Source organism: Duncaniella sp. B8, assembly GCF_005304985.1.
Classification (GTDB): domain Bacteria; phylum Bacteroidota; class Bacteroidia; order Bacteroidales; family Muribaculaceae; genus Duncaniella; species Duncaniella muris.
Genome location: NZ_CP040121.1, coordinates 2,937,795 through 2,959,528, shown reverse-complemented (window position 1 = coordinate 2,959,528; position 21,734 = coordinate 2,937,795). Strand labels below are relative to the sequence as shown.

At 48.6% G+C, this 21,734-nt stretch carries 26 protein-coding genes and 1 tRNA gene; 21 read left to right on the top strand and 6 right to left on the bottom strand.

The window, feature by feature from the left end:
* The first annotated feature begins 24 nt into the window (after nt 1-24).
* From FDZ78_RS12650 to FDZ78_RS12595, 13 genes are all read left to right on the top strand, one after another.
* Complete coding sequence (locus FDZ78_RS12650) at nt 25-897, top strand: 4-hydroxy-3-methylbut-2-enyl diphosphate reductase (RefSeq protein ID WP_136408681.1); 873 nt, start codon at nt 25-27, stop codon at nt 895-897.
* Nucleotides 890-1,390, top strand: a complete 501-nt coding sequence (locus tag FDZ78_RS12645) for a 3'-5' exonuclease (RefSeq protein WP_136408680.1) — start codon at nt 890-892, stop codon at nt 1,388-1,390. Before FDZ78_RS12650 ends, FDZ78_RS12645 begins: the two co-directional genes overlap by 8 nt.
* A gap of 20 nt (nt 1,391-1,410) precedes the next feature.
* Entirely contained in the window at nt 1,411-1,737 is a 327-nt protein-coding gene (locus FDZ78_RS12640) for a hypothetical protein (protein ID WP_133166557.1), read from the top strand.
* A gap of 236 nt (nt 1,738-1,973) precedes the next feature.
* Complete coding sequence (thrC, locus tag FDZ78_RS12635; protein WP_124075941.1) at nt 1,974-3,290, top strand: threonine synthase; 1,317 nt, start codon at nt 1,974-1,976, stop codon at nt 3,288-3,290.
* A gap of 97 nt (nt 3,291-3,387) precedes the next feature.
* Nucleotides 3,388-3,753, top strand: coding sequence for a hypothetical protein (locus FDZ78_RS12630; RefSeq protein ID WP_124075940.1), 366 nt, complete (start codon nt 3,388-3,390; stop codon nt 3,751-3,753).
* A gap of 31 nt (nt 3,754-3,784) precedes the next feature.
* Nucleotides 3,785-4,321, top strand: coding sequence for a 1-acyl-sn-glycerol-3-phosphate acyltransferase (locus FDZ78_RS12625; RefSeq protein WP_123399162.1), 537 nt, complete (start codon nt 3,785-3,787; stop codon nt 4,319-4,321).
* Between the two features lie 23 nt (nt 4,322-4,344).
* Nucleotides 4,345-5,145 (top strand): nitrilase-related carbon-nitrogen hydrolase, encoded by an 801-nt coding sequence (locus tag FDZ78_RS12620; protein WP_107033072.1) that lies wholly within the window; start codon nt 4,345-4,347, stop codon nt 5,143-5,145.
* Nucleotides 5,146-5,261: 116 nt separating this feature from the next.
* On the top strand, nt 5,262-5,423 hold the full coding sequence (locus tag FDZ78_RS14685) for a hypothetical protein (protein WP_160632081.1): 162 nt from the start codon (nt 5,262-5,264) through the stop codon (nt 5,421-5,423).
* 245 nt (nt 5,424-5,668) lie between these two features.
* A complete protein-coding gene (locus FDZ78_RS12615) occupies nt 5,669-6,130 on the top strand; it encodes a hypothetical protein (protein WP_136408679.1) in 462 nt (153 codons plus the stop codon).
* Nucleotides 6,131-6,157: 27 nt separating this feature from the next.
* Nucleotides 6,158-6,946, top strand: coding sequence for a hypothetical protein (locus FDZ78_RS12610; RefSeq protein WP_136408678.1), 789 nt, complete (start codon nt 6,158-6,160; stop codon nt 6,944-6,946).
* Between the two features lie 138 nt (nt 6,947-7,084).
* On the top strand, nt 7,085-7,732 hold the full coding sequence (locus FDZ78_RS12605; protein ID WP_107033487.1) for a 50S ribosomal protein L25/general stress protein Ctc: 648 nt from the start codon (nt 7,085-7,087) through the stop codon (nt 7,730-7,732).
* Nucleotides 7,733-7,888: 156 nt separating this feature from the next.
* Nucleotides 7,889-8,452 (top strand): aminoacyl-tRNA hydrolase, encoded by a 564-nt coding sequence (gene pth, locus FDZ78_RS12600; protein ID WP_107033488.1) that lies wholly within the window; start codon nt 7,889-7,891, stop codon nt 8,450-8,452.
* Between the two features lie 40 nt (nt 8,453-8,492).
* Nucleotides 8,493-8,924, top strand: coding sequence for an RNA-binding S4 domain-containing protein (locus FDZ78_RS12595; RefSeq protein ID WP_123399154.1), 432 nt, complete (start codon nt 8,493-8,495; stop codon nt 8,922-8,924).
* Between the two features lie 213 nt (nt 8,925-9,137).
* On the opposite strand, the gene lptB is transcribed toward FDZ78_RS12595, so the two are convergent.
* The 3 genes from lptB to FDZ78_RS12575 all read right to left on the bottom strand — a co-directional run bounded on the left by lptB (nt 9,138) and on the right by FDZ78_RS12575 (nt 11,986).
* Nucleotides 9,138-9,935: an LPS export ABC transporter ATP-binding protein gene (gene lptB / locus FDZ78_RS12585; RefSeq protein WP_107033490.1), complete on the bottom strand. Its 798-nt coding sequence runs from the start codon at nt 9,933-9,935 to the stop codon at nt 9,138-9,140.
* Nucleotides 9,936-9,966: 31 nt separating this feature from the next.
* A complete protein-coding gene (gene udk, locus FDZ78_RS12580; protein ID WP_107033491.1) occupies nt 9,967-10,593 on the bottom strand; it encodes a uridine kinase in 627 nt (208 codons plus the stop codon).
* A 187-nt stretch (nt 10,594-10,780) separates the two neighbouring features.
* Entirely contained in the window at nt 10,781-11,986 is a 1,206-nt protein-coding gene (locus FDZ78_RS12575) for a site-specific integrase (RefSeq protein WP_124075939.1), read from the bottom strand.
* A gap of 389 nt (nt 11,987-12,375) precedes the next feature.
* Here FDZ78_RS12575 and FDZ78_RS12570 point away from each other — a divergent pair.
* Nucleotides 12,376-12,446 (top strand) — tRNA-Gln (locus FDZ78_RS12570).
* 347 nt (nt 12,447-12,793) lie between these two features.
* Here the strand turns inward: FDZ78_RS12570 and FDZ78_RS12565 are convergent.
* Together FDZ78_RS12565 and FDZ78_RS12560 are read right to left on the bottom strand one after the other, a co-directional pair.
* Nucleotides 12,794-13,759, bottom strand: a complete 966-nt coding sequence (locus FDZ78_RS12565) for a transposase (RefSeq protein WP_240740261.1) — start codon at nt 13,757-13,759, stop codon at nt 12,794-12,796.
* Entirely contained in the window at nt 13,734-14,105 is a 372-nt protein-coding gene (locus FDZ78_RS12560; protein WP_107037111.1) for a transposase family protein, read from the bottom strand. Before FDZ78_RS12560 ends, FDZ78_RS12565 begins: the two co-directional genes overlap by 26 nt.
* An 89-nt stretch (nt 14,106-14,194) precedes the next feature.
* On the opposite strand from FDZ78_RS12560, the gene FDZ78_RS12555 reads away from it, so the two are divergent.
* The 7 genes from FDZ78_RS12555 (at nt 14,195) to FDZ78_RS12525 (ending at nt 20,092) form a co-directional block, all read left to right on the top strand.
* On the top strand, nt 14,195-15,283 hold the full coding sequence (locus tag FDZ78_RS12555) for a hypothetical protein (protein ID WP_136408676.1): 1,089 nt from the start codon (nt 14,195-14,197) through the stop codon (nt 15,281-15,283).
* 237 nt (nt 15,284-15,520) lie between these two features.
* Entirely contained in the window at nt 15,521-15,841 is a 321-nt protein-coding gene (locus tag FDZ78_RS12550) for a DUF3853 family protein (RefSeq protein WP_123399146.1), read from the top strand.
* Nucleotides 15,829-16,872 carry an AAA family ATPase gene (locus FDZ78_RS12545; protein WP_123615060.1) on the top strand — a complete coding sequence of 348 codons (1,044 nt, stop codon included), beginning with the start codon at nt 15,829-15,831 and terminating at the stop codon, nt 16,870-16,872. Before FDZ78_RS12550 ends, FDZ78_RS12545 begins: the two co-directional genes overlap by 13 nt.
* A gap of 125 nt (nt 16,873-16,997) precedes the next feature.
* A complete protein-coding gene (locus FDZ78_RS12540; protein WP_168182069.1) occupies nt 16,998-17,846 on the top strand; it encodes a toprim domain-containing protein in 849 nt (282 codons plus the stop codon).
* Nucleotides 17,833-18,312 (top strand): DUF3408 domain-containing protein, encoded by a 480-nt coding sequence (locus tag FDZ78_RS12535; protein ID WP_168182066.1) that lies wholly within the window; start codon nt 17,833-17,835, stop codon nt 18,310-18,312. Before FDZ78_RS12540 ends, FDZ78_RS12535 begins: the two co-directional genes overlap by 14 nt.
* Nucleotides 18,313-18,491: 179 nt before the next feature.
* Nucleotides 18,492-18,887 (top strand): hypothetical protein, encoded by a 396-nt coding sequence (locus FDZ78_RS12530; protein WP_123615063.1) that lies wholly within the window; start codon nt 18,492-18,494, stop codon nt 18,885-18,887.
* Complete coding sequence (locus tag FDZ78_RS12525) at nt 18,884-20,092, top strand: relaxase/mobilization nuclease domain-containing protein (protein ID WP_123615064.1); 1,209 nt, start codon at nt 18,884-18,886, stop codon at nt 20,090-20,092. Before FDZ78_RS12530 ends, FDZ78_RS12525 begins: the two co-directional genes overlap by 4 nt.
* 186 nt (nt 20,093-20,278) lie before the next feature.
* On the opposite strand, the gene FDZ78_RS12520 is transcribed toward FDZ78_RS12525, so the two are convergent.
* Nucleotides 20,279-21,505 (bottom strand): transposase, encoded by a 1,227-nt coding sequence (locus FDZ78_RS12520; RefSeq protein WP_136408189.1) that lies wholly within the window; start codon nt 21,503-21,505, stop codon nt 20,279-20,281.
* Between the last annotated feature and the right edge of the window lie 229 nt (nt 21,506-21,734).

Genomic DNA, 21,734 nt, shown 5'->3' with positions numbered 1-21,734 from the left:
TATATAACAAGCGAATTTTGCCAGATGAAAAATTCACCTGTAATAGAAATTGATGCCCGTTCAGGATTCTGTCATGGTGTGGTGACAGCTATACGGAAAGCCGAGGAAGAGCTTGACCGCTCACCGGAACCATTGTATTGCCTCGGCGACATTGTTCATAACAGCGATGAGGTAGAAAGACTCGGACAGAAAGGGCTTGCCACAATAACCCATGCCGATCTCGACCATCTGCCGGGAGCCAGAGTCCTCTTGCGCGCCCACGGCGAGCCGCCGTCAACCTATGCCATAGCCCGCGAGAAAGGGATCGAGATAATTGATGCCACCTGCCCGGTGGTGCTCCAGTTGCAGAAACGGATAAAGCAGACTTTTGACAGCACCACTCCCCGACCACAGATTGTGATCTACGGCAAGGCCGGCCATGCAGAAGTCAACGGGCTTGTCGGGCAGACCAACGGCGAAGCCATCGTAGTGGAAAACATAGCTCAGCTCGACCGCATTGATTTCAACCGCGACATTGCTCTCTACTCACAGACCACAATGTCGCTTCAGGGCCTGGCAGAGATGGTCGGTGAAATCAACCGCCGGATTAGCCCCGGAGTACGTTTCGAATATTTCGACACCATCTGCCGCCAGGTGGCAAACCGGGTGGAACACCTGCGGGAGTTTGCCCGCGCCCATGACGTGATTCTCTTCGTGGCCGGAGCCAAAAGCAGCAACGGCAAAGTGCTATATCATGAATGCCGCGATGTCAACAAGCGTTCTTATCTGGTTTCAAACCCGTCTGACTTCCGTCCGGAATGGATAGAAGGCGCAGGCACCGTAGGCATCTGCGGAGCAACCTCAACTCCGCGCTGGCTGATGGAGAAAGTGCGCGATAAAGTAGCGTCAAATGGATAACTTCATAGCCATTGACGTAGAGACAGCCAACAACGAGCCGTCATCAATCTGCGCTATCGGCGCTATAAAAGTCATCGGCGGAGTAATCACCGACCGGTTCTACGAGCTCGTCAAGCCGGAACCGGAATACTACTTCCGTCATTTCACACAGAACATCCACGGCATCGGACGCGAGGACACTGAAAACGCAAGAGTGTTTTCAGAGGTGTGGCGAGATATCCACCGGTTTATCGGAGATCTCCCGCTTGTGGCCCACAACAAGGCATTTGACGAGAAATGTATCCGTGCCGCCCACCGCGTCTACGGCATGGACTATCCAGATTACCCATTCTACTGCACCCTGACCGCCGCCCGTAAACAGATTCCACGCCAGATGCTGACATCATATTCACTGCCATTTGTCTGTGATTTTCTCGGCATACCCTTCTACAACCATCACGATGCACTCGCCGATGCCGAAGGGTGTGCAAAAATAGCAATGACACTTCTATGAAATTCTTTCATCATACAATCTTGAAATTCCTGCCTCTCGCCATCGCCTGTCTTACCGGTGAGATATGCCTCTCATGCAGCTTTTCTGAAAACAGCGGCAGCCACACCGAGACCGTCTCAAGCAAGGTCAAAGACAAGAAAGCCTACCACCTCGGAGAAGAACATGCCGAACGCCTGCTGCAATATGCGAATAATGAAGATGCCCTGCAGGACGGGCTGCTCGACATTCGCGCCCGCATCAGCAATATCCGATCGAAACTCGGCACTCAGGCCGCCGCAGACTATGAACGCGGATTCACCGACTATATCCGCACCAACAACGACTCTCTGGCGAGAATACTATTTTAAGGGGGGTAATAACAATAGTTAAAATCTGAGTGGTGTATCTTTTAGATAAATTATTATGAAACACCCTCTAACTCTGAACAAATCCTGAAGCAAACAGTTATTCCCGCAGATGCTCCGTCCGATCTACACAGACATCAAAATTGGCCATTTTCACCATTTTTAAATCATCGCACTTGCATCGGCGCTCCGAGTTAGTTATCTTTGCTTATCAAGAATCACATTCTGTTATAATCATCATGCAATTTTACAGCACAAACCGACAAAGCAGCCAGGCTTCGCTCGAAGAAGCTGTGATGACAGGCCTGCCGGCTGACGGCGGCCTTTATATGCCTGAGCGCATCCCGCTCATCCCACGCGCATTCTTCAACAATATCGCGGAAATGTCAATCCGCGACATAGCCTACGTGGTGGCCTCCACAATGCTTGGCGATGACATTGACGCAGCCGAGCTAAAGGATATTGTCTACAACACTTTTACTTTTGACATTCCTCTGCGCAAAATATCATCAGATATCAGCGTGCTCGAACTTTTTCATGGCCCCACCCTTGCGTTCAAAGACATCGGCGCACGTTTTCTCGCCCGCATCATCAGCCACTACTCCCGCAATCTCGACAAACCGGTGAATGTACTGGTGGCCACATCGGGCGATTCAGGCGGAGCTGTGGCAAGCGGTTTCCACAGAGTGCCCGGTGTCAGAGTGTTCGTTCTCTACCCGGAGAGAGGGCTATCAGCCAAACAGCGCCATCAGTTCACATCGCTTGGTGACAATGTAATTCCGATCGAGGTGCTCGGCACCTTCGATGACTGCCAGCGGCTTGTCAAGGAAGCCTTCGTGGATCAGGATCTGCGACGTAAACTGAACATCACCTCGGCCAACTCAATAAACATCTGCCGTCTGCTGCCTCAGATGTTCTACTATTTCTATGCCTACAGTCAGCTCCTCAGCGGGCAGCCAGACCGGATCGACAGCGATGGAGTGGTATTTTCAGTGCCTTGCGGCAATCTCGGAAACCTTACCGCCGGTCTTCTGGCCAGAAAGATGGGACTTCCGGTGAAACGCTTTGTGGTGGCTAACAACAGCAATGACTCCTTCACACGCTTTGTCCGCACAGGTCATTTCACTCCCGCCCGTCCGCACCACAGCATAGCCTGTGCGATGGATGTCGGTAACCCTTCGAATCTCTCGCGCATTACCGACATGTATAACGCGGCACCTGCGCCGATCAGCTCCGACATGAAGGCCTACTCCTACAGTGATGACGAAATAGCCGATTCGATCGCGGATCTTTACCGATCACACGGATATATAGCTGATCCTCATGCCGCCACAGCCTACCGAGCACTCGCCGAAGACCTTAAAGACGGCGAAAACGGAATCTTTCTCGCCACTGCCCATCCGGCAAAATTCGCCGATATCGTAGGACGTATAACTGGGACCGAAATCAAGAATCCGCAGCAAGACTCGACAGGCTGCATATCAGTCCGCCATGACGTGCCTAAAATCACCCCCGCATTGCAGGCACTCAAAAAAATCCTGATAACATCAACCTAAATCAATTCTTTTTTGTTAAATTTGCATAACTGCATCCGGCATCCACTCAATCATGGATGCCGGACGAAAATAAATCATCCCCAAAACACCATCACTTATGGCATCTAACAAACGTATTTTAAAGAAAGAAATCCGAATGATATGCGGCGCGCTCGCCGGCGAATGCGTGATAGCCAAAATCACCGTTCCGGGCATTGATCCCGAAAAGCTCAATGAAATCATCTATGAACTCGCAGAGCTACAGTACAACGCACTCAGCCGTGTGAACTTCGATTTCCCCCAGTCGCCCAAAGCCTTTGCAAGCGCAGCTGAATACAACAAAGCCCGCTCAGCCTACTTCAAAGCCGCCTACAGGAAGCTTAAGTGCGAGTTCAACGCTCACGTAGAAGCTATCGTCAAAAAAATGAACGAAGCTCTTCCGCAGGCTCAGAAAGACGCCAACAAAGCAGCTCTCAAAGCATAACAAAGATAAATAAACACGTAGAAGAAAAGCCATGTCATTAAGCGGCACAATCCTACGACTCTTCGGCTGGAAGGTGGTGTGCAGCGTTCCGGATTATCCAAAATGTATAATCTGCGTTGCGCCCCACACTTCCAACTGGGATTTTATTCTCGGAAAACTGGCCTACTGGTCGCTCGGCCGGCAGGCCGGATTCCTGATCAAACAGGAGTGGTTTTTCTTCCCGATGAACCTCATCTTCAAAGCATTTGGCGGAATCCCGGTCAAAAGAGGCAAAGGCTCGTCACTCACAGACACACTGATCAAAAAATTCTCGGAAACAGAGCGGATGTCAATAGCCATAACCCCTGAAGGGACCAGAGCCAAAGTCTCGCAATGGCACACCGGTTTTCTCCACATTGCCTACGGGGCCAAAATTCCGATAGTGCTCGGCGCCATTGACGCAGCCACCAAGACCATACATCTGCAAAAAACGTTCTTCCCGACCGGCGATACTGACGCCGACATGGAAGCCGTAAAAGCCTATTACAGGCCATTTACCGGAATAAACCGGGATAATTTTACCGTCTAAGCCTCAGATCTGCCACCGAAATAATGCTTAAAATCTGCGTCATCCCGCTTGACATCGCCTATGCCGATGTCGAAAACAATCTCATCTCGACAGCCCATCAGCTCAATCAGGTAGAACCTGACACCGACATAGTAGTCCTGCCGGAATTATTTACCACCGCTTTTGTCCCCGACGCAAAGGCTGTGGCCGCCACCGCCGAGCCGAATGACGGACGCACGGTTGAAGCCCTAAAACGCTGGGCTCAGTATTTCGGATTTGCCATAGCCGGGAGTTTCCTGGCCACTGACGGACAAGGCAATTATTTCAACCGCGCCTTTTTTGTCGAACCGATAGGCGACATCACATTCATTGACAAGCGCCACCTCTTCCCTCTCTCTAACGAACACACTGTCTATACCGCCGCAGAAGGCGAACCGCAGGCCATACGCTTCCGTAGCTGGAACATCCGCATGATAGTCTGCTTCGATCTGCGCTTCCCGGTGTGGACACGCAACAACCCTGATGACCTCTATGACCTTCTGCTGGTGCCGTCAAACTGGCCTGTGGCAAGAGTCAAGCCTTACAAGCTGCTCCTGGCAGCCCGCGCGGTGGAAAATCAGATCTATACAGTGGGAGCAAACCGCACCGGCTCCGACAAATTCGGAGACTATCCGGCAGGTATGACCTCCGTTTTCGACTGCCTTGGGGAAGAGATCCGCGAAACCCGCCGCAACGGCCACATCTATGCACTGCTTGACAAAGACCATCTGAAAGAAAGCCGAGAGCGCTTTCCGTTCTACAAAGCGGCTGACAGATTCACCATTGATCCAAAGCCTTCGCGATAGGAAGAGATCTCGCCGTTTTTTAACTTCTATTAACGCAATTCCCATAAACCCTACCATCCATTGGAGTGTTATTACCATTGAATACTATTTTGTATCTAACGTAATGACCAAACACAATGGAACCTAAAGACAAATTTTCAACCGTACATGAGGAATTCTTCGGCAACATCGTAGGGACAATTGTTCAGACCATCAAGACAATCACACCCCGTCAGACTCTCGACTTCATTGCCGACTGGTCAATTCCCACTTCTGTACCCACTCCGTCGCATAGCTGAAAGCTCTAAACCACAAACCAAAAGAATCAGATGTCAGCCTCACCCAAGCGTAAGGCTGACATTTTTTTATTCCGCTTAATCGAGCCGCATTTGCTTTCTTAAGACGGCTCTTATTTTATTGAATGGAAGATAAATCACGCGTAAAAATCAGCAGATGTGATTTCAGTCACACTTTTTATCATCGGTTTTTCCTATATTTGCACAGTTTACCACTTAACATACGAATTCTGCATCAAAATAGCAACATGAAAACCGGCAAGTCACACTTACTCCCGCTTATACTTGGCCTATTGATCTGCTTGTCTTGCGAGCGGTCGGGCTATTACAATGATGATCAGAGAAAGCGCCTCGATTTGCTGACAGCCACCAGATGGACTGAGCAATCAACTGATTCCCACGATCCGGAAAATCCGATCGAGTGCCGCCAGTCATGGAGTTTTGACAAAAAAGGCAAAGCCTCTGTCACTTACAAATGGACAGACAAGGACGGAAATACGACCTATAATGAAACTCAGTATTACGACTGGACTTTCACTACCGAAAATTTCGCAGTTATCTATCTCTACAGCGCCACACACGGAGACCTGTTCTGGCTGATAGAAAAACTGACTGCCGATGAGCTGCGCGTGAAAGCCGCTGTCATGGACCCCGTCTTAAACCCGACAATCCCTCAGAGACGAATAGTACTACAAGCAACTATGCGATAAACATTTAGCAGATACACAGGACCACATATGAAAAAATATCTTTCCACAATCCTTCTCTCGCTATGCCTCGGCATGGTGACAGTTCAGGCAGCCAGCATCGGAGAAGTTGCGGTAACGGCAGACAGCACCGCTCGTAAGGACCGCTTTAGAATGCTTGAAAAACCATTCATGCTTACCTTATCAGCAGGGGCTAATTTCAACACCGGCGGTCGTCATAACAGTGAAGTGTTCGGATGCCGCCCCGATGCCGCCACTCAGATAAACTTCCGATTCAACTTCGGATTTCACCGCAACTGGAATGTCTATGCCGACCTTGGCTACACATTCTACAGCATTCACTCCGACCCGCTTTCCGATAAATACGCAGACCTTCTCGTCAAACTGATCATGCCAGGAATCAGCACAATACATCCTTCATTCTCAATCGGCGCATCACACCTCTCCCAGGTAGGCCGATGGCAGTTCATGCCACGCATCGGAGCCGGATGCCAAGCGGTCAAAACCAACAAGCAGTCAAAAGAGTGGAATGGCATAAAGACTACCGTCAGACGGGAAATAGCCCCCTACTTCATCGAAGGCGGATTCGGAGTGGGCTTCCGCACATCAAGAGTATGCAGCGTGATCTTTGACATCTGCTATCACCATCCGCTTGAATCGGCAAGCCTAACCGTCAGCACCTCCGGGGGCAATCAGGATTCAACCGAGAAATTCAAATCCAAATCCTGGGCCAACGACCTCACCCTGTCACTCGGCATCCAGTTTCAGACCAACCTCAGCCGCTCAAAAAGAGCCGGATCAGCCGCTGCTGTTAAATAATGTGAACAGATGTGATGTAATCGCAGAAAATTCAGTAACTTTGCAGTCGCTTTTTAGCATCCCCGTGTGATGGGAAATTAAGGAGCAATTGAATTACAACTTAATTTTGAGTAACACAATCAAACAAATCAATCAGAAATGAAGACATTTCAACTGACTGCCGAACCCCGTACAGACCTCGGCAAAAAGGCTACCAAAGCCCTCCGCAAAGAAAACAAGATCCCCGTGGTTCTCAACGGCGGCGAAATCGTTAACCTTCCCTATGAGAAGGCTCTGAAACCCGGCGAAAAGCTTGTGGAGATCGGCAACGGCAAAGGCCTCGTGACTACTGACCTCGTAGTGACTCAGGACGCAGTCCGCAAACTCGTCTACACTCCCGATATCTTCGCTATTGAGCTTACTGTAAACGGCGAAACCCGCATGGCTGTCCTCAAGGACATCCAGTTCCACCCGGTTAAAGACACCATCCTTCACATGGACCTCCTCGAAGTGACTGACAAGAAGCCCGTCACCATCGAAGTTCCCGTTCAGCTCGAAGGCCACGCAGAAGGTGTGAAAGCAGGTGGTAAGCTCAACCTCTCTATGAAGAAAATCCGCGTGAAAGCTGTCTACACTGAAATCCCCGAACGTGTGGTTATCAACGTTGACCACCTCGGCCTCGGCAAGACTCTCCAGATCGGCGAACTCCACTTCGACGGTCTCGAACTGATGAACGCCAAGAACGCTGTTGTCTGCGCCGTTCAGCTCACCCGTGCCGCCCGTGGTGCTCAGGCCAACGCTCAGTAATCTCAGCATCAGCGCACACCGCGCATAAACCGATTTCATTGCGACAGATTTTCTCGACCTTTTTTCAAGCCGGGAGAATCTGTCGCTTGTTTAGCGGGCATCCGGGAGCCACCTCCCCTGCCCTACACCACATCAACCCTACTTTTAACCACTCCAATGAAGTACCTGATAGTCGGACTGGGAAATATCGGTCCGGAATATGCCAACACACGCCACAATGCCGGCTTCAGAATCGCTGACGCTCTTGCCGCCGGCGGCAACGCAAGCTTCTCGACCGAACGCTATGGCGATATAGCCCGCATGAGGGTCAAAAACGCCCAGCTGGTGATACTCAAACCGTCCACCTACATGAATCTTTCCGGAAATGCCGTCCGCTACTGGAAAGAAAAAGAAGGTATAGAGATTGAGAACATCCTTGTGATTGTTGATGACTGCGCCATTCCCTTCGGTGCCATCCGCATCAAAGGCTCCGGCAGCGATGCCGGACACAACGGACTCAAAAACATAGCCCAGATGCTCGGCACACAGGCCTATCCCCGTCTGCGGTTCGGCATTGGCAACGATTTCCCGCGCGGAATGCAGATCGAATACGTGCTCGGTGCATTCACAAAGGCCGAGGAAGAGGCTATGCCTGAAAGGATCGACATTGCCGTAGAAGCCATAAAAGCATTCTGCCTCACAGGCATCGAAAGAGCCATGAACATGTACAACAAAAAGTAAGCGCCGGACTCTCTACGCAGACACAAGATAAAAAAGCATCATGAACGAAGTCAGAATAGATAAATGGCTATGGGCCATGCGCATATTCAAGACGCGCACAATCGCCACGGAAGCCTGCAAGAAAGGCCGCGTGTATGTCGGCGACGCACTTGCCAAACCATCGCGCACAATCAAAGTCGGCGATGTGGTGAAGGTGCGCAAGCCACCGGTGACCTACTCTTTCCGTGTGCTCGCCCTGACCCAAAACAGACTTGGAGCCAAGCTCGTGCCTGATTATATGGAAAACATCACACCCCAAAGCGAACTCGATCTGCTTGAGATTGTAAAGATCTCCGGATTCATCGACCGCCGCAAAGGTCTTGGGCGCCCCACCAAACGGGAAGGACGCGAACTTGCCGAATTCACAGAATCAATGTCTGACGGCTGGGATTTCGACTTCCTCGAAGATGACATCGACGACGATCTCGATTGACTACTTCGCCTTCCAAAAGCGCAACAACCTCGAAGGCTATGCTTCTTATCAAAATCTTTGGCCCATACCCGGCGAGCAAATCGCACTTTCTCCCGGATGGGTTCAGAACCCTGGTTGCTAATCACTCAATTGCCCCCCCTATTTAGCAAGCAATAAAAAATCAGACCGGATGTGACCGATCTGATCCTGATTTCTGACGGCGCCGAGGTTATGCTATTCGGCGTCGAATTTTTTGCGGTAGAACATGAAGTCTCGGCCGAGATATTTTTCGCGGACAACCGGATTTTCAGCCAACTCCTCAGAAGTACCCTGGAACAGGATCTTTCCTTCAAAAAGCAGGTAGGCTCGGTCGGTGATACGCAATGTTTCCTGCGCGTTATGGTCTGTGATGAGAATGCCGATATTTTTTTCCTTGAGATGATAGACCACAGACTGGATATCCTCGACCGCAATCGGGTCGACTCCCGCAAAAGGCTCGTCGAGCATGATGAATTTCGGGTCGATAGCCAGACAGCGGGCAATCTCCGTGCGGCGGCGCTCGCCGCCTGAGAGCTGATCGCCAAGATTATGACGCACTTTTTCAAGGCTGAATTCAGCTATCAGGCTTTCAAGCTTGTCACGCTGATATTCAGCCGATGTGTTGGTCATCTGCAGAACGGCCTTTATATTGTTTTCCACGGTCAGTTTGCGGAACACGCTTGGTTCCTGAGCAAGATAGCCGATGCCATTCTGCGCCCGCTTATAGACCGGATATTTTGTGATGTTAAGGTCGTTCAGGTAGATCTGTCCCTCGTTAGGAGTGATCAGCCCTACGGTCATGTAGAAAGTAGTCGTCTTGCCGGCTCCGTTAGGTCCGAGCAGGCCTACAATCTCTCCTTGCGTCACGTTGATCGACACATGGTTTGCAACTGTTCGCTTGCCATACTTCTTCACAAGATTGTCTGTGCGAAGCACCATCTTGTCAGGTGTGCCTACCGGTATCGAAGGCTGTATATTGGGATTTTGTTCCATCTGGTGGGGATGCTTGCGTGGAGAGATAGATTTAACGGTTTACAGTAGTGCGTCTGAGGCGCGACTCTATGTAATCGGTCAACAGCTGAATAGCCACCACATTGCTTCCGCCTTGCGGCACAATCAGATCGGCATGACGCTTTGTCGGCTCGATATACATCTCGTGCATCGGCTTCAACACATCCTGATAACGGTCAAGCACCATAGCCGGAGTGCGGCCACGCTCCACGCAATCACGCGCAATGACTCTGATCAGACGTTCGTCGGCATCGGCATCGACAAAGACCTTCACATCCATCATCGATCGCAGCACCGGGTCGGTCAGCACAAGAATGCCCTCCACAATGACCACCTCTCGCGGATCGACTCTGACTGTCTCTGCCTGGCGGGTGCAGGTCAGATATGAATATGTAGGCATCTCAATCGAGTTGCCGTCCTTGAGACGCTTGAGATGCTCTACCAGAAGAGTCCATTCAATGGAGGCCGGTTCATCAAAATTAATCTTACTGCGTTCCTCAACCGGAATATGACTTGAATCCTTATAATAAGAGTCCTGAGGCAGGACTGCAACTTCGCCCGGAGGAAGGCTGTTGATTATCTTGTTTACAACGGTGGTCTTGCCTGAGCCGGTACCACCTGCTATTCCTATGATTAACATAACGATTGGAAACGGGTATAAAATGATTTCTCTGACGGGGTGGAGAGTGTCCGCGAATAAAAATTATTGCAAAGTTAATCGGCTTGAAGCGATTCTCCAAATTTATAGTTACTGATTTTGTAATTAAAAAAGTCATTGTATGCACATCAGAAGGATTGGATCTGAAGACCGACATCGGCCATTAAAATCAAAACAGCGAACTGATCACTTTTGAATTGGCCCTGTCAATGGCCGAAGAATCAATTGATGAAATATAGATCCTCGTGGTGCGCTCAGAGTCATGGCCCATCCCCTGGCTTATCACACTTATTGGAACCCCCTGCGTGCATGCCACAGAAGCCCATGAATGACGGGCGGAATAAAGAGTGAAGCTCTCCGGATAGCCGGCAAGCACAGCTATCTTCTTAAGACTGGAATTTATGCGGTATGAAATATTCCGGTAAGCATAAGCCAGGTTCGATTGCGGATTTATCAGTATCGGAAACAGATATGGACTCGTGTTGGAGGGATATTTGTCAATTATGCGCTGCATCTCGGCAGTCCACTTCAGTTTTAGCATCTGCCGCGTTTTATGCCGGCTATACGTAAGATATCCGTTGTTCAGGTCAGTCTTAAGGATAAAGGCCATATCTATAAAACTCATCCCGCGGGTGAAAAAGCTCAGCATGAATATGTCTCTGGCATAGTCAAGCGCAGGCGATGCAGCGAGATCCATTGAATGAATCCGTCTGAGAACAGTCAGTGGCAAAGCCCGCTTTTCAGTCTTGTCAACCCCGGTGTACACATGACGGAAAATTCCAGGCAAGACAAAGGCCCCTTCATCGGCAGCCGTATTACACACCGCGCGGAGCACCCGCATATAAAACGAAGTCGTGTTAGGACGCAGCCGCCTGGCCTGAAGAAAAGCCTCGTAACGCTCGATCATGTCAGCATCTATCAAGTCAATGATTATATCTTCACCATGAAGAAATGACTTGAAACTGTTCATCGTCGACCGGTAATTCTGAGCTGTCCGGATTTTATTCTTGAGCTTAAGCTGCCCGATACGATGCTCGAAGAAAGCAAAAAGTCGGAATCTTGCCACATAACTTCTGCACTCATCCGCAATGTCTCCTACATTATAAAAAAGCATCGTCTTGTCAAGACGGCTGATTATCGCCTTCACCCGCCCGATGTGACACTGCAGAGAATGATTCACTCTGTAGAGCTCTTCCCGGCGGCCTGCTGATCCGGAAGCGACAAAACCACCCCTCTCGGAATCCCATTCCGCGGCATTGACAATATAAGGAGTAGAAATCAGCTTGACCTGACGCTCATGAATAATCTGGATATATAGACGTCCTTGCTCCGCATCGCCTGCCAAGGGCCTGAATTTAACTTTTACAGTAGCCATTTGTAACGTTTTTTTGCCTCAATATACTAAATTCAGTCCTGCGGACACCAATTAAATCCAACTCACCTGATCATCCCCGACACATTTTGCCAGAACTCACAAGCATCGGAGTCTATCCCAATGCAATCCGCCACAAAAAAATCAAAAAAACTGCATTTTGGCGACACCCCGCCAACACCATCAATAACCAACTGAAAATCAAGCAGCAACCCCACACAACAGTCCCAATCCAAACAACCGGTTCACAAAAAATCAGATAAAAAGAGAAAAAACATTGAAAAAAGTTGCCGAAATATTTGCAGGATTCAAAACAAACCCCTACCTTTGCACCGTCAAAAGGAAAAACGAGTAAGCGAGCTCAAAACAAACCCGATGACAAACAAAAAAATTGCCTTGTGGTGTAATGGTAGCACGTCGGATTCTGGTTCCGCCTGTGAGGGTTCGAATCCTTCCAAGGCAACACAAATAAAGAGCTAAGTCGCTAAGATTTAGCTCTTTCTTTATTTTTATTCCGCCGCAAAATGTTAAAAATTGTATTTTTGATACAATTTTGATACAATTGTCCATAATGTATGGTTTGTAGAGATTGATAATCGTATCAAAAATAGATATGCGAACTATCATTGGGTATCGCGTGTTTATGTTATCGAGTGCTAAAATTTAACAAAGATTCAACAAGTCTGTTTGAGTTTGATTGGCTCTCACCATTAATAACACTCTAACGTAACACCCGCAAATGCCAAACCCTAGGCTCAAGCCGAAAGCACGGTGCATATGTTAAATTGGGCAATTAGAAGTGTTAAATTTTTAGGCGTAGAGTTTGACTAATCGGAAGATGAAGAAGTCGCGGTCCCGGACACCACGCATTTGTGAGCGAAATATTTTGACTTTAGAGTTGAATGCCTCGGCAGAGGCATTGGTCGCACGACGACGGAAATAGTTCAGGATTGTTGGGGCGTGGTTCTTGAATGTTTTGATTACCGAGCGGAAGTTGTTGTTACCCAATGCCATTACCTTTTCATACCACTTGTTCATCCTCCCCATGGCTTTTGTCGGTGAGATTTTAGCGTTGAAAATCTTGCGCAGCTCCATCGCAAGGCTGTATGCAGCCTTCAATATTGGATAGTATTTGAACAGTATGTTGACACGATGGCGCTGTATGTCAGTCCATTTGTTCTGCGACATCATCAGAGTGTGTTTGCTGCGAGCCAGTATCTGGCGCATGGTCTCTCCGTTGGAGTACGTTACCGGCGGTTCGGACTTGTTGCGGTTGTTTTCCTCTGCGATGAGCTGTCGGCGAATGTCAATGCGGATTTCGTCAACGGCCTCATTATAGACCTGTTGGACATGAAAACGGTCGTTGACTACATGGGCGTTATAGAACACTTCTGCGGCTATGAGCATCATTGATGGCGAGAGATCGCAGGTCACTTCCTTGACCCTGCGTCTGATTGATTTCTCCATAGCTCCGATGAGTATGGATATAATTTCGTCACTCTTTGTTCCGGGAATGGCTGCCGCAAGTGTTCCCTTGCCTCCGTGGCCGTCCTTGTTGGTCAGGAACGTCCATACCTCCCCGTTGCTCAGACACGTCTCATCAAGACTCATGTAAGGGCCGATATTATCGGCGTTGAAATAGAACCCACAGCCAAGCTCCTGTTCGCACCAGTCGGCGTAACCGCTTATCTTATTGCGGTACAAGTCGGCAAAATGTTTGCCGTTGACGCAGTACATCTGCGCTATCTGTTTAATCGACAGGGCTGTCGTCTCCACCTTCGTCTTTTAAAAAAGCCACGAACTCGGCGCTGAGTCGTGTTCCTTCCTCGTTGGGAAGTTCGAGATTGTAGCTGAAGATTTCGTTGGTCTGCCTGTCCCACCACTTGTTCTTGCGCATGTGAAGAAATACAGGCCGTCCACGCATCGGATAGTCCTGTATTGTTACATAATCCGTATAGCCTCGCGCTACGATATTTGGATTACGATAGTCTTCATCAGACAGTTTCTTCTTTTCGTCAAGCCATATGTCATAGGACTGTTCCGTGCGCTCGAAGCGCACCATTTCAAATAGTTCGTCCATGCCCTCGGGCAGGCACATCCATATTGCATCTGCGGTTTTCATGCCACAAATTTAACACTTTTCTCAAAATTCATGCACCGTGCTTTCGGCTTGACCCAAACCCTACGACATTACGAGATGTTGTGCCAATTTTGGAAGACCTCAGGCAGCTTATAAAAGTTCCGCTGGTAGCCAAACAGGATACAATTTTATACAAGCGAATAGCCGAAGCCACCAGTAAACTTTGCTCTATCGACATCGAAAATGCTATTATCGAATCTCACGCCTCCGGAGAAATCGGAAAGGTGCAAGCTAACCAGACCAGAAATTACTGTGCTGAGATTGCGACAAGAATAGATACATTCCAAAATGTATTCTATAAATTGGACAAAGATCGTAAAAATAAATCCAAGGCAGACATGATAGACGGCTACGAAAGCAACCACTTCCTTAAAGAAGTGGAGATGTTCTATATGATTGCCGCTCATTATGAGTACGCGCTAAAGGCTTGTCGCAAAATCTCGGTGCCTGATGATTGGACGATAGATAAGTACAAACAGGAAATCGAGTTATTCCATATGGCCGAAACCCGTGAAGGATGGCTTGAAAAGAAACGGGAATTTCTTAAGAAATTGCAGGAAAGCGTTGAATATGATGAATTTCTGTTGAAACCTTCATTCGATGTGTACCATGACTTGCGAAATGTCTGTCGCAAAATTTTTATCACGGTGGAAAGATACTTTCCGCCATGTGAAATTCAGTTACATCCGAAATGCAGGGAAACCTTTATACAAAAGATGCAGGTTCATAATGGTAGTTATCCCACGCCTGAACAACCTGTAAAACAGAATCAGACCAATACGAAATCATGCCGCCAATGGGAAGGGGAACTGTTCCCGATGATTCTTGTGTCGGAATTATATGAAATCTGCTCTGATGTTTTCGATAGTACCGAGACTCAGTTCCATTCATCGCTCAATCTCCATGGTAAGCATGAACCTATAAAGATACGACCAAAACAGAAAATCAAGGCGTGCTATCTCATATCGAAATTATATGAGATTGTTCCGGCCAAACACAAAGCGGCGTGGCGCGAGGATATTCTCGCTCATCTTGATATTCAGTGGAGCTACTATGAAAAGAAGTATTGTCATCCACGCGGAGATGATGCCAGTGCATCAAGTAGAGAATATGCTGATGAGATTGACAGAATCTTCAAAAACCATAAAAAACGAGCATGAGAGTTTGTGCGACTTAAAGATACCACTCGCGCACCACTTTCACCACTCATATTTCCACTTTTGAAACCTTATGATACTACCCGTCAGAGCCTGATACTCTGATGGGTAGTTCTATTAAGTGGATAAGATGAAACCACATACACCCCACCCATAACCGGTTGTAATTTTGCAGTGTCCGGGAGATACTCGGATACGCTCTCTCAGAGGGCGGAAGTATAATTCAAACCCACACTGCGTATGACAAAAGACCAGTTACTCAAACTTCCTCTCTGGCAGTATACCGGAGAACAACTTTTAGAATTACTTGATTCCCGTAATGTCAAGGATAACATCGAACCAGACGGTGCAGCTATCACAGCAAAGCGATGGCTCGTCTATGGAATTGAAGGTCTCTGCGAACTTCTCCAGTGCAGCAAAGCAACTGCACACCGTATCAAGAACAGTGGCGTAATCAAAGATGCCATTACTCAAACGGGTAGAAAAATCGTTATCGACGCACAACTTGCGCTCGATCTTATCCAGTCATCAAAGAAGGGAGGTCGCCGATGCAAGAAGTGAAAGAGGACATCCTCCGACTTTGGGAGGAAAAGCAGTTGAGAATCACGGATGAGATTCAGACTGCGCCGGAGGTGCTGTACGCCAACGGCAGCGTTATCGGAACACTCGGCAACTTCTCGGCTTCGACCGGCAAAGCCAAGAGCAAAAAGACATTCAATGTCGCCGCGATTGTCGGGGCATCACTCGTCAACGGCAAAGTATTGGGCTACACCGCAGAGTTCCCCGATGACAAGCGCACAATCCTCTATTTTGACACCGAGCAAAGTCCGTATCACTGTCAGAAAGTTATGGAACGTGCGTTGCGCCTGGCGAAACTCCCGACCGACACCCATCCGGAACATTTGAAGTTCGCCGCTCTGCGCCAGCTAACACCCACATTGCGCCTTGAAGTAATCGAACAGGCGATAATCAACACTCCCGGTGTCGGACTTGTAATCATCGACGGTGTGCGCGACCTTATGTACGACATCAACTGCGCCAAGGAATCGACCGACCTTATCGGCAAGCTGATGGAATGGACAGACAAGTTCCAGATTCATATCCACACCGTCCTGCATCTCAACAAGAGCGACGACAACGCCCGTGGTCATGTCGGCACCGAGCTGAACAACAAGGCAGAGACAATCCTCCAAATTAGCCGCAGCAAAACCGATGATACCGTGTCGGAGGTCTGCGCCGCCATGATCCGCGCCGCCGAGTTCGATCCATTTGCCTTCCGCGTCAATGACTATGGACTCCCTGAGATTGCAAGCGGGTATGTGTTCTCCGAGCCGGGCAAGAAAGCCAAAGACCCTTATCCATACAAGGAGTTGACCGAGGAACAGCATCGCGAGGCATTAGGCGTAATCTTCGCCAACGGTCCGATAAAAGGTTGCCGGAACTTCGAGGCTGCACTCAAAAGCGGATATGCCGCCTGTGGTCATTCCTATTCCAACAACAAGGTAAAGGGCTTGAAGACCTTTCTTGACAACAAAGGTATGATTCGTTACGAGAACCGCGAGTATATCTACAATCCTGATTTCTACTATTGAGAAACACCAAATTGGTTTGGTTTAGAAAAGGGCATATATAATAGGCGCTAAACCAAGAACCATCTCACCCAAACATTTTAGAACCCATGATCAAAGAGATTAAATCAATCCCTTTAGCCTCCTTCATGTCCCGAATCGGACATGAGCCTACGGCGAGAAAAGGAACAAGGCTCTGGTATAAGTCGCCTTTGCGACAGGAACATACGCCGTCATTCAAGGTCGAGACTGCGCTCAACTGCTGGTATGATTTCGGACTTGGCAGAGGCGGCAACATCATCGACCTTGCAGCCGAGTTGTATCAGACAACAGACCTGCGCCATATACTGCGTTGCATCGCTGACAGCTACCCGGTACCATCGGTGCCGACAATCGCTTCCTCTTTTGCTCCGCGACACTCAGCACCGAGTATGGAGCGGTTTGAGGTCGTGCCACTGGAACACCGCGCACTTGTCGCATACCTCCAAGAGCGTGGCATCCCGGCACACATCGCCACGGCGAACTGCAAGGAGGCTCAATACAGCGTCAACGGCAAGTTTTATTTTGCCGTGGCATTTGAGAACGTCAGCGGAGGCTGGGAACTGCGCAACCGATATTTCAAAGGTTGCCGTAGACGCAAGGACATCTCATATTTGCCGTGGGCGAGAGATGGCCCGTCAGCAGAGTGTGCCGTGTTCGAGGGATTTATAGATTATCTCTCGGCACTCACACTCGGCATCATCAGTGGAGCCGACACAATCATACTCAACTCGGTTGTCAATGTCAACAAGGCTGTGCCTTTTCTCAAAGGTTACACTACTATCAACTGCTACCTTGACAACGACAATGCCGGGAAAACAGCACTCGCCGAGTTGACCGCCATTTATGGCTCAACAATGATTGACCGCTCCACGCTCTACTCCGAGTTCAACGACTTGAATGATTTTCTTATCAATCGAAGTTTCACCAAAAACACACTTTCCAATGAAAACAAATAAACCCACCGCATCCAAGTCAACCGAGTTGACCGATGCAACCAAATCCAAAGTATCGACCCTTAACCCCGAAGTCACAATGAAATCAGATAACTCCACCAACCCTAATCCCGCAGTCAACAGCGATAACACTGTTAACAGCACCACACCTGCCAACGCTGACAATCTGTTTGACAACGAACAGCCAGTAACCGAGGCAACTGCCGTAACCGAGCCACCGAAGCAACAGCGCATCGGCAGGCAGCAGCGCAAATCGGATTTCGCCGAGTTCAAGGCAACGTTCCTCACTCCTGCAAAGCTGGTGAACCGCCATGCCCTGAACATCGAAGGCGACCTATGGGACCAGCTTGAGCGCGTTTCCAGAATCCTCGGTGGCCGTGGCACTACCGTCAGCAGTTACGCCAACGCAATCCTCGCCGAGCATCTGAAACAGTATGCCGAAGACATCGAAATCTGGCGCAAACTCTGAGCGCGTGATTGCAACTACATTTTGACCGCTAAATAGTCCTCGTAGTTTCGTGCACCTCGAAACTATCGTAGGGGTTCGGAATCGGAGGGAGCGAGTTTATGTTTTCGTATTACAAGTAATCCTCAAACGACTCGCTCCCCTCCGCTCCCGATGGTCACAAACCTCAAACAGAATTTCCAATGAAGAAATCCAATTTACGTCCCGCTAAAGGGCGTCCCAAGCTCCCGGCTGATGAACGAAAGTCCATCATGGTGCCGGTGAAATTCGACATAGACCAATATCAGGTAATGATGGACAAAGCTCTCACGGCAGGGCTCAACCGCTCGGAATATATCCGGCAGTCGGCACTGCACTGTAAAGTCGTGGAAAGGCTCACGCCAAGAGATGTCAAGGCAATCCGCGACCTTCAGGGAATCGCTGAAAATCTCAACCGCACGGCAAAATTTGTCGGTGCCATTCTAAAAGGTGGTGCCTCTGAGGAACAGATTGTCCGCACATACAGAGAGATAATTCAGTGCAAGGATTTTGTCCTTTCACTGATAAAAAACTATCGTAATACACCGGACAGCGTATGATGGGCAAGATAACAAAAGGCGGCAGTTTCGGCGGTTGTGTCGATTACGTCACTCGTCGAAAGAAGGATAATCCCGACGGCACGCCCTGTAATGAATGGCGTCTTATAGACTGCAAAGATGTATCTATGATGGAAGGGAGAAATGGAATTATCGCTTCTTTTGAAGATAATCTCGCCTTGAATCCGGACTTGAAAAATCCGGTCGGGCATATTTCCCTGAACTTTCATGCCAACGACAAGGATAAAGTTGATGACCGGATTATGGTAGAGATTGCCCAAAAATATATGAAGAAAATGGGCATCATGGATACTCCATACATCATTGTCCGGCATCTCGACAAAGATTATCCACACTGTCATATCGTGTTCAGCCGAATAGATAACCACGCCGAAACCATTTCCGATAAGAATGATTTCAGTCGCAACAAGGCAGCCTGTCTTGACTTGACAAAGGAATATGGACTGCACATTTCCGAGGGTAAAAAGCAGACTAATGTCAATAAATTGCGTGGCACGGAAAAGATACGATATGAGATTTTCAATGCCGTTGACGCTGTATGGAACGATAAATCAGTCCATACTTTCGAGCAATTCGAGACTCGCTTAAAGGCGGCTGGTGTCGGCATAGAATACAAATACAAGCGTGGCACCAGCGAATTGCAGGGTCTATGGTACACCAGAAAAGGCAAGCGTTTCGCTGCATCAAAGATTGACCGGCGATTCAGTCTGGGCAATATATCCAAGCATCTGGCTAACAACAAACCGCTACATTCTCAGTCTCAATGGATGTATGCAGATGGCTCCATCGTGCCTATCGCATCATACAAAGGTGTGCGGCTTACGACACAACAAATGAATGATTACGTTGCGGGGAAAGCTATCCGAGTTGACGGATGTCAGGGAGATATGCCTACTGTGTGGATAAAATTCAACCCACAGCGCATGACTCCGGGAGTCTATTCATCGAATCCGGATTTAGTCGGCCAATCCGCATCCCAGTCGCAAAACTATGGCACTCGGTTATCCCAAGTTCCATCCTCAGGAACCTCGCAGATGCAAGAAGGTTTTGCTAATGGAGGCGTTTTACCCGATGATTTCAAACTGTGGATGAGCCGCCATCCCGGACTTACCATTGAAGAGGCCCTTCATCGCTATCGTGAAGAACAAAAAGCCAAACGCCGCCGACAAGGGCCCAAACTACACTAAACCCAACGCCGCCGAGGGAAGCAGACCTCGGCGGCGTCTCTCATCTAATCTCCTTAATGGACTCAGAGATGGATGAGTATAGCTGTATCGTATATGTTTATCAGCATATTCAATTGCCATCTCAGAAATTTTCGCTAATTTTGCAATATCAATGATTCGGTAAAATTTGAGGTTGTTCAGCCTTGGCTAAGCCGCTAACTGAGCCAACCGATGATTTATTTTCTGAATTATTTTGAGATGCGGAGATTTTCCGCAAGTCGAAATAATTGTTGAGGCGAGATAAGATTCAAACATAAGCCGTTTGAACTGCGCTAACGAAAGACCCGGATAATCTTTCCTTATGACCTCTTTGCAGACATTGAGGGCAGTGAAGGAAAGATTGAACGCAAAGTCAAGCCGATCCCTGTCCCGGGTCTGCTGAGACTGGAGTCCTGTGAACTGTTTGGCATCGCGTATGCCGAACTCAATCTGGAAGCGGGTGCGGTAGAAACCGATGATCTTTTCAGGCCTCATGTCGGTGTCGGTGGAGAAGTACAGGAGAGGCTCTCCGTTTTCAACCGGACAGACCACGATACGGATGTCGCGTTTCAATGCCCTCGAGTGTACGACCGCCGTGTGACATCGGGTTTTGTTTCCTTTGGAATCCTCATATATGAATGAAGTGAACACGGACATATCAAGGCTGGAGAAATCCACTTTCTCTCCATACTTTTTCTTTCTGCCGCGTCTTCGCGGGGCGGAGGAATCCGGCATGGCCAGATACCTCAGATATGAGTTGGCACGTAATCTCCCGACAAACCGGAAGCCCATGCCAACCACTTCATTCACAAATTCATATTTGGAGAAAAAGGCATCGGCAACCAGAATATCCGTCAGTGAGAGCAGCTCTGTCGCCTTTGACCTGACAAGTGCCACATACCAGTCAAGCATTGACATTTGTTTCTCAGATTCAAGAGTCCTGAAGTTCGGTGACTGAACAGCACCGAGCATCACACATGTATGTTTACTCAGGCTTATTGCCCCGATCGCCATTATCTCCAGACCGCGTTTGACACGTTGTGCCACCCCTGACCAGAAACGGCCTATGCCATACGTCAGGCTGCCGGATTTGGAGATAAACGACGGATCGATTGCCACTGCCATGTCATCGGACGGTCCAAAACAATCCTGTGCCATACCTATGTTGACTTTCATCCAGTCTACGGGTGTCTTGAAATTGGAGGCAAAGGTCTTGGCTGTACGACCGCCATAGCGCGACAGCCGGGTAAAATTGACTTTGCCCGGAATCAACGCCACAGTGCGTATTGTTAAAATCAGCCAGTTGAGGAACCTTTTGCTCATCTTGGTTGTAGTATTTTCAAATACCGACTTACACCGAAAGGTGAAGTCTTTGAGAATCGTCAATACGTTCATACGCTAAGATTTTTATAATGAACGCTTTGGCGATTCATTTGTATTTGACAATTCGTTATATTAACTTAAGTTTCAACTACTTCTGTAATTTTTACCGAATCATTGCAATATAGTAACCTTAAACTTCTGAAGATGGCCGAAACGGTTTAATCCCAAAGGCAGCGATGCCGCCAAAACCAACCATATTTTAAAACTCCAATGCAGTCGTTACAGGTTCGGTCAACCTTTC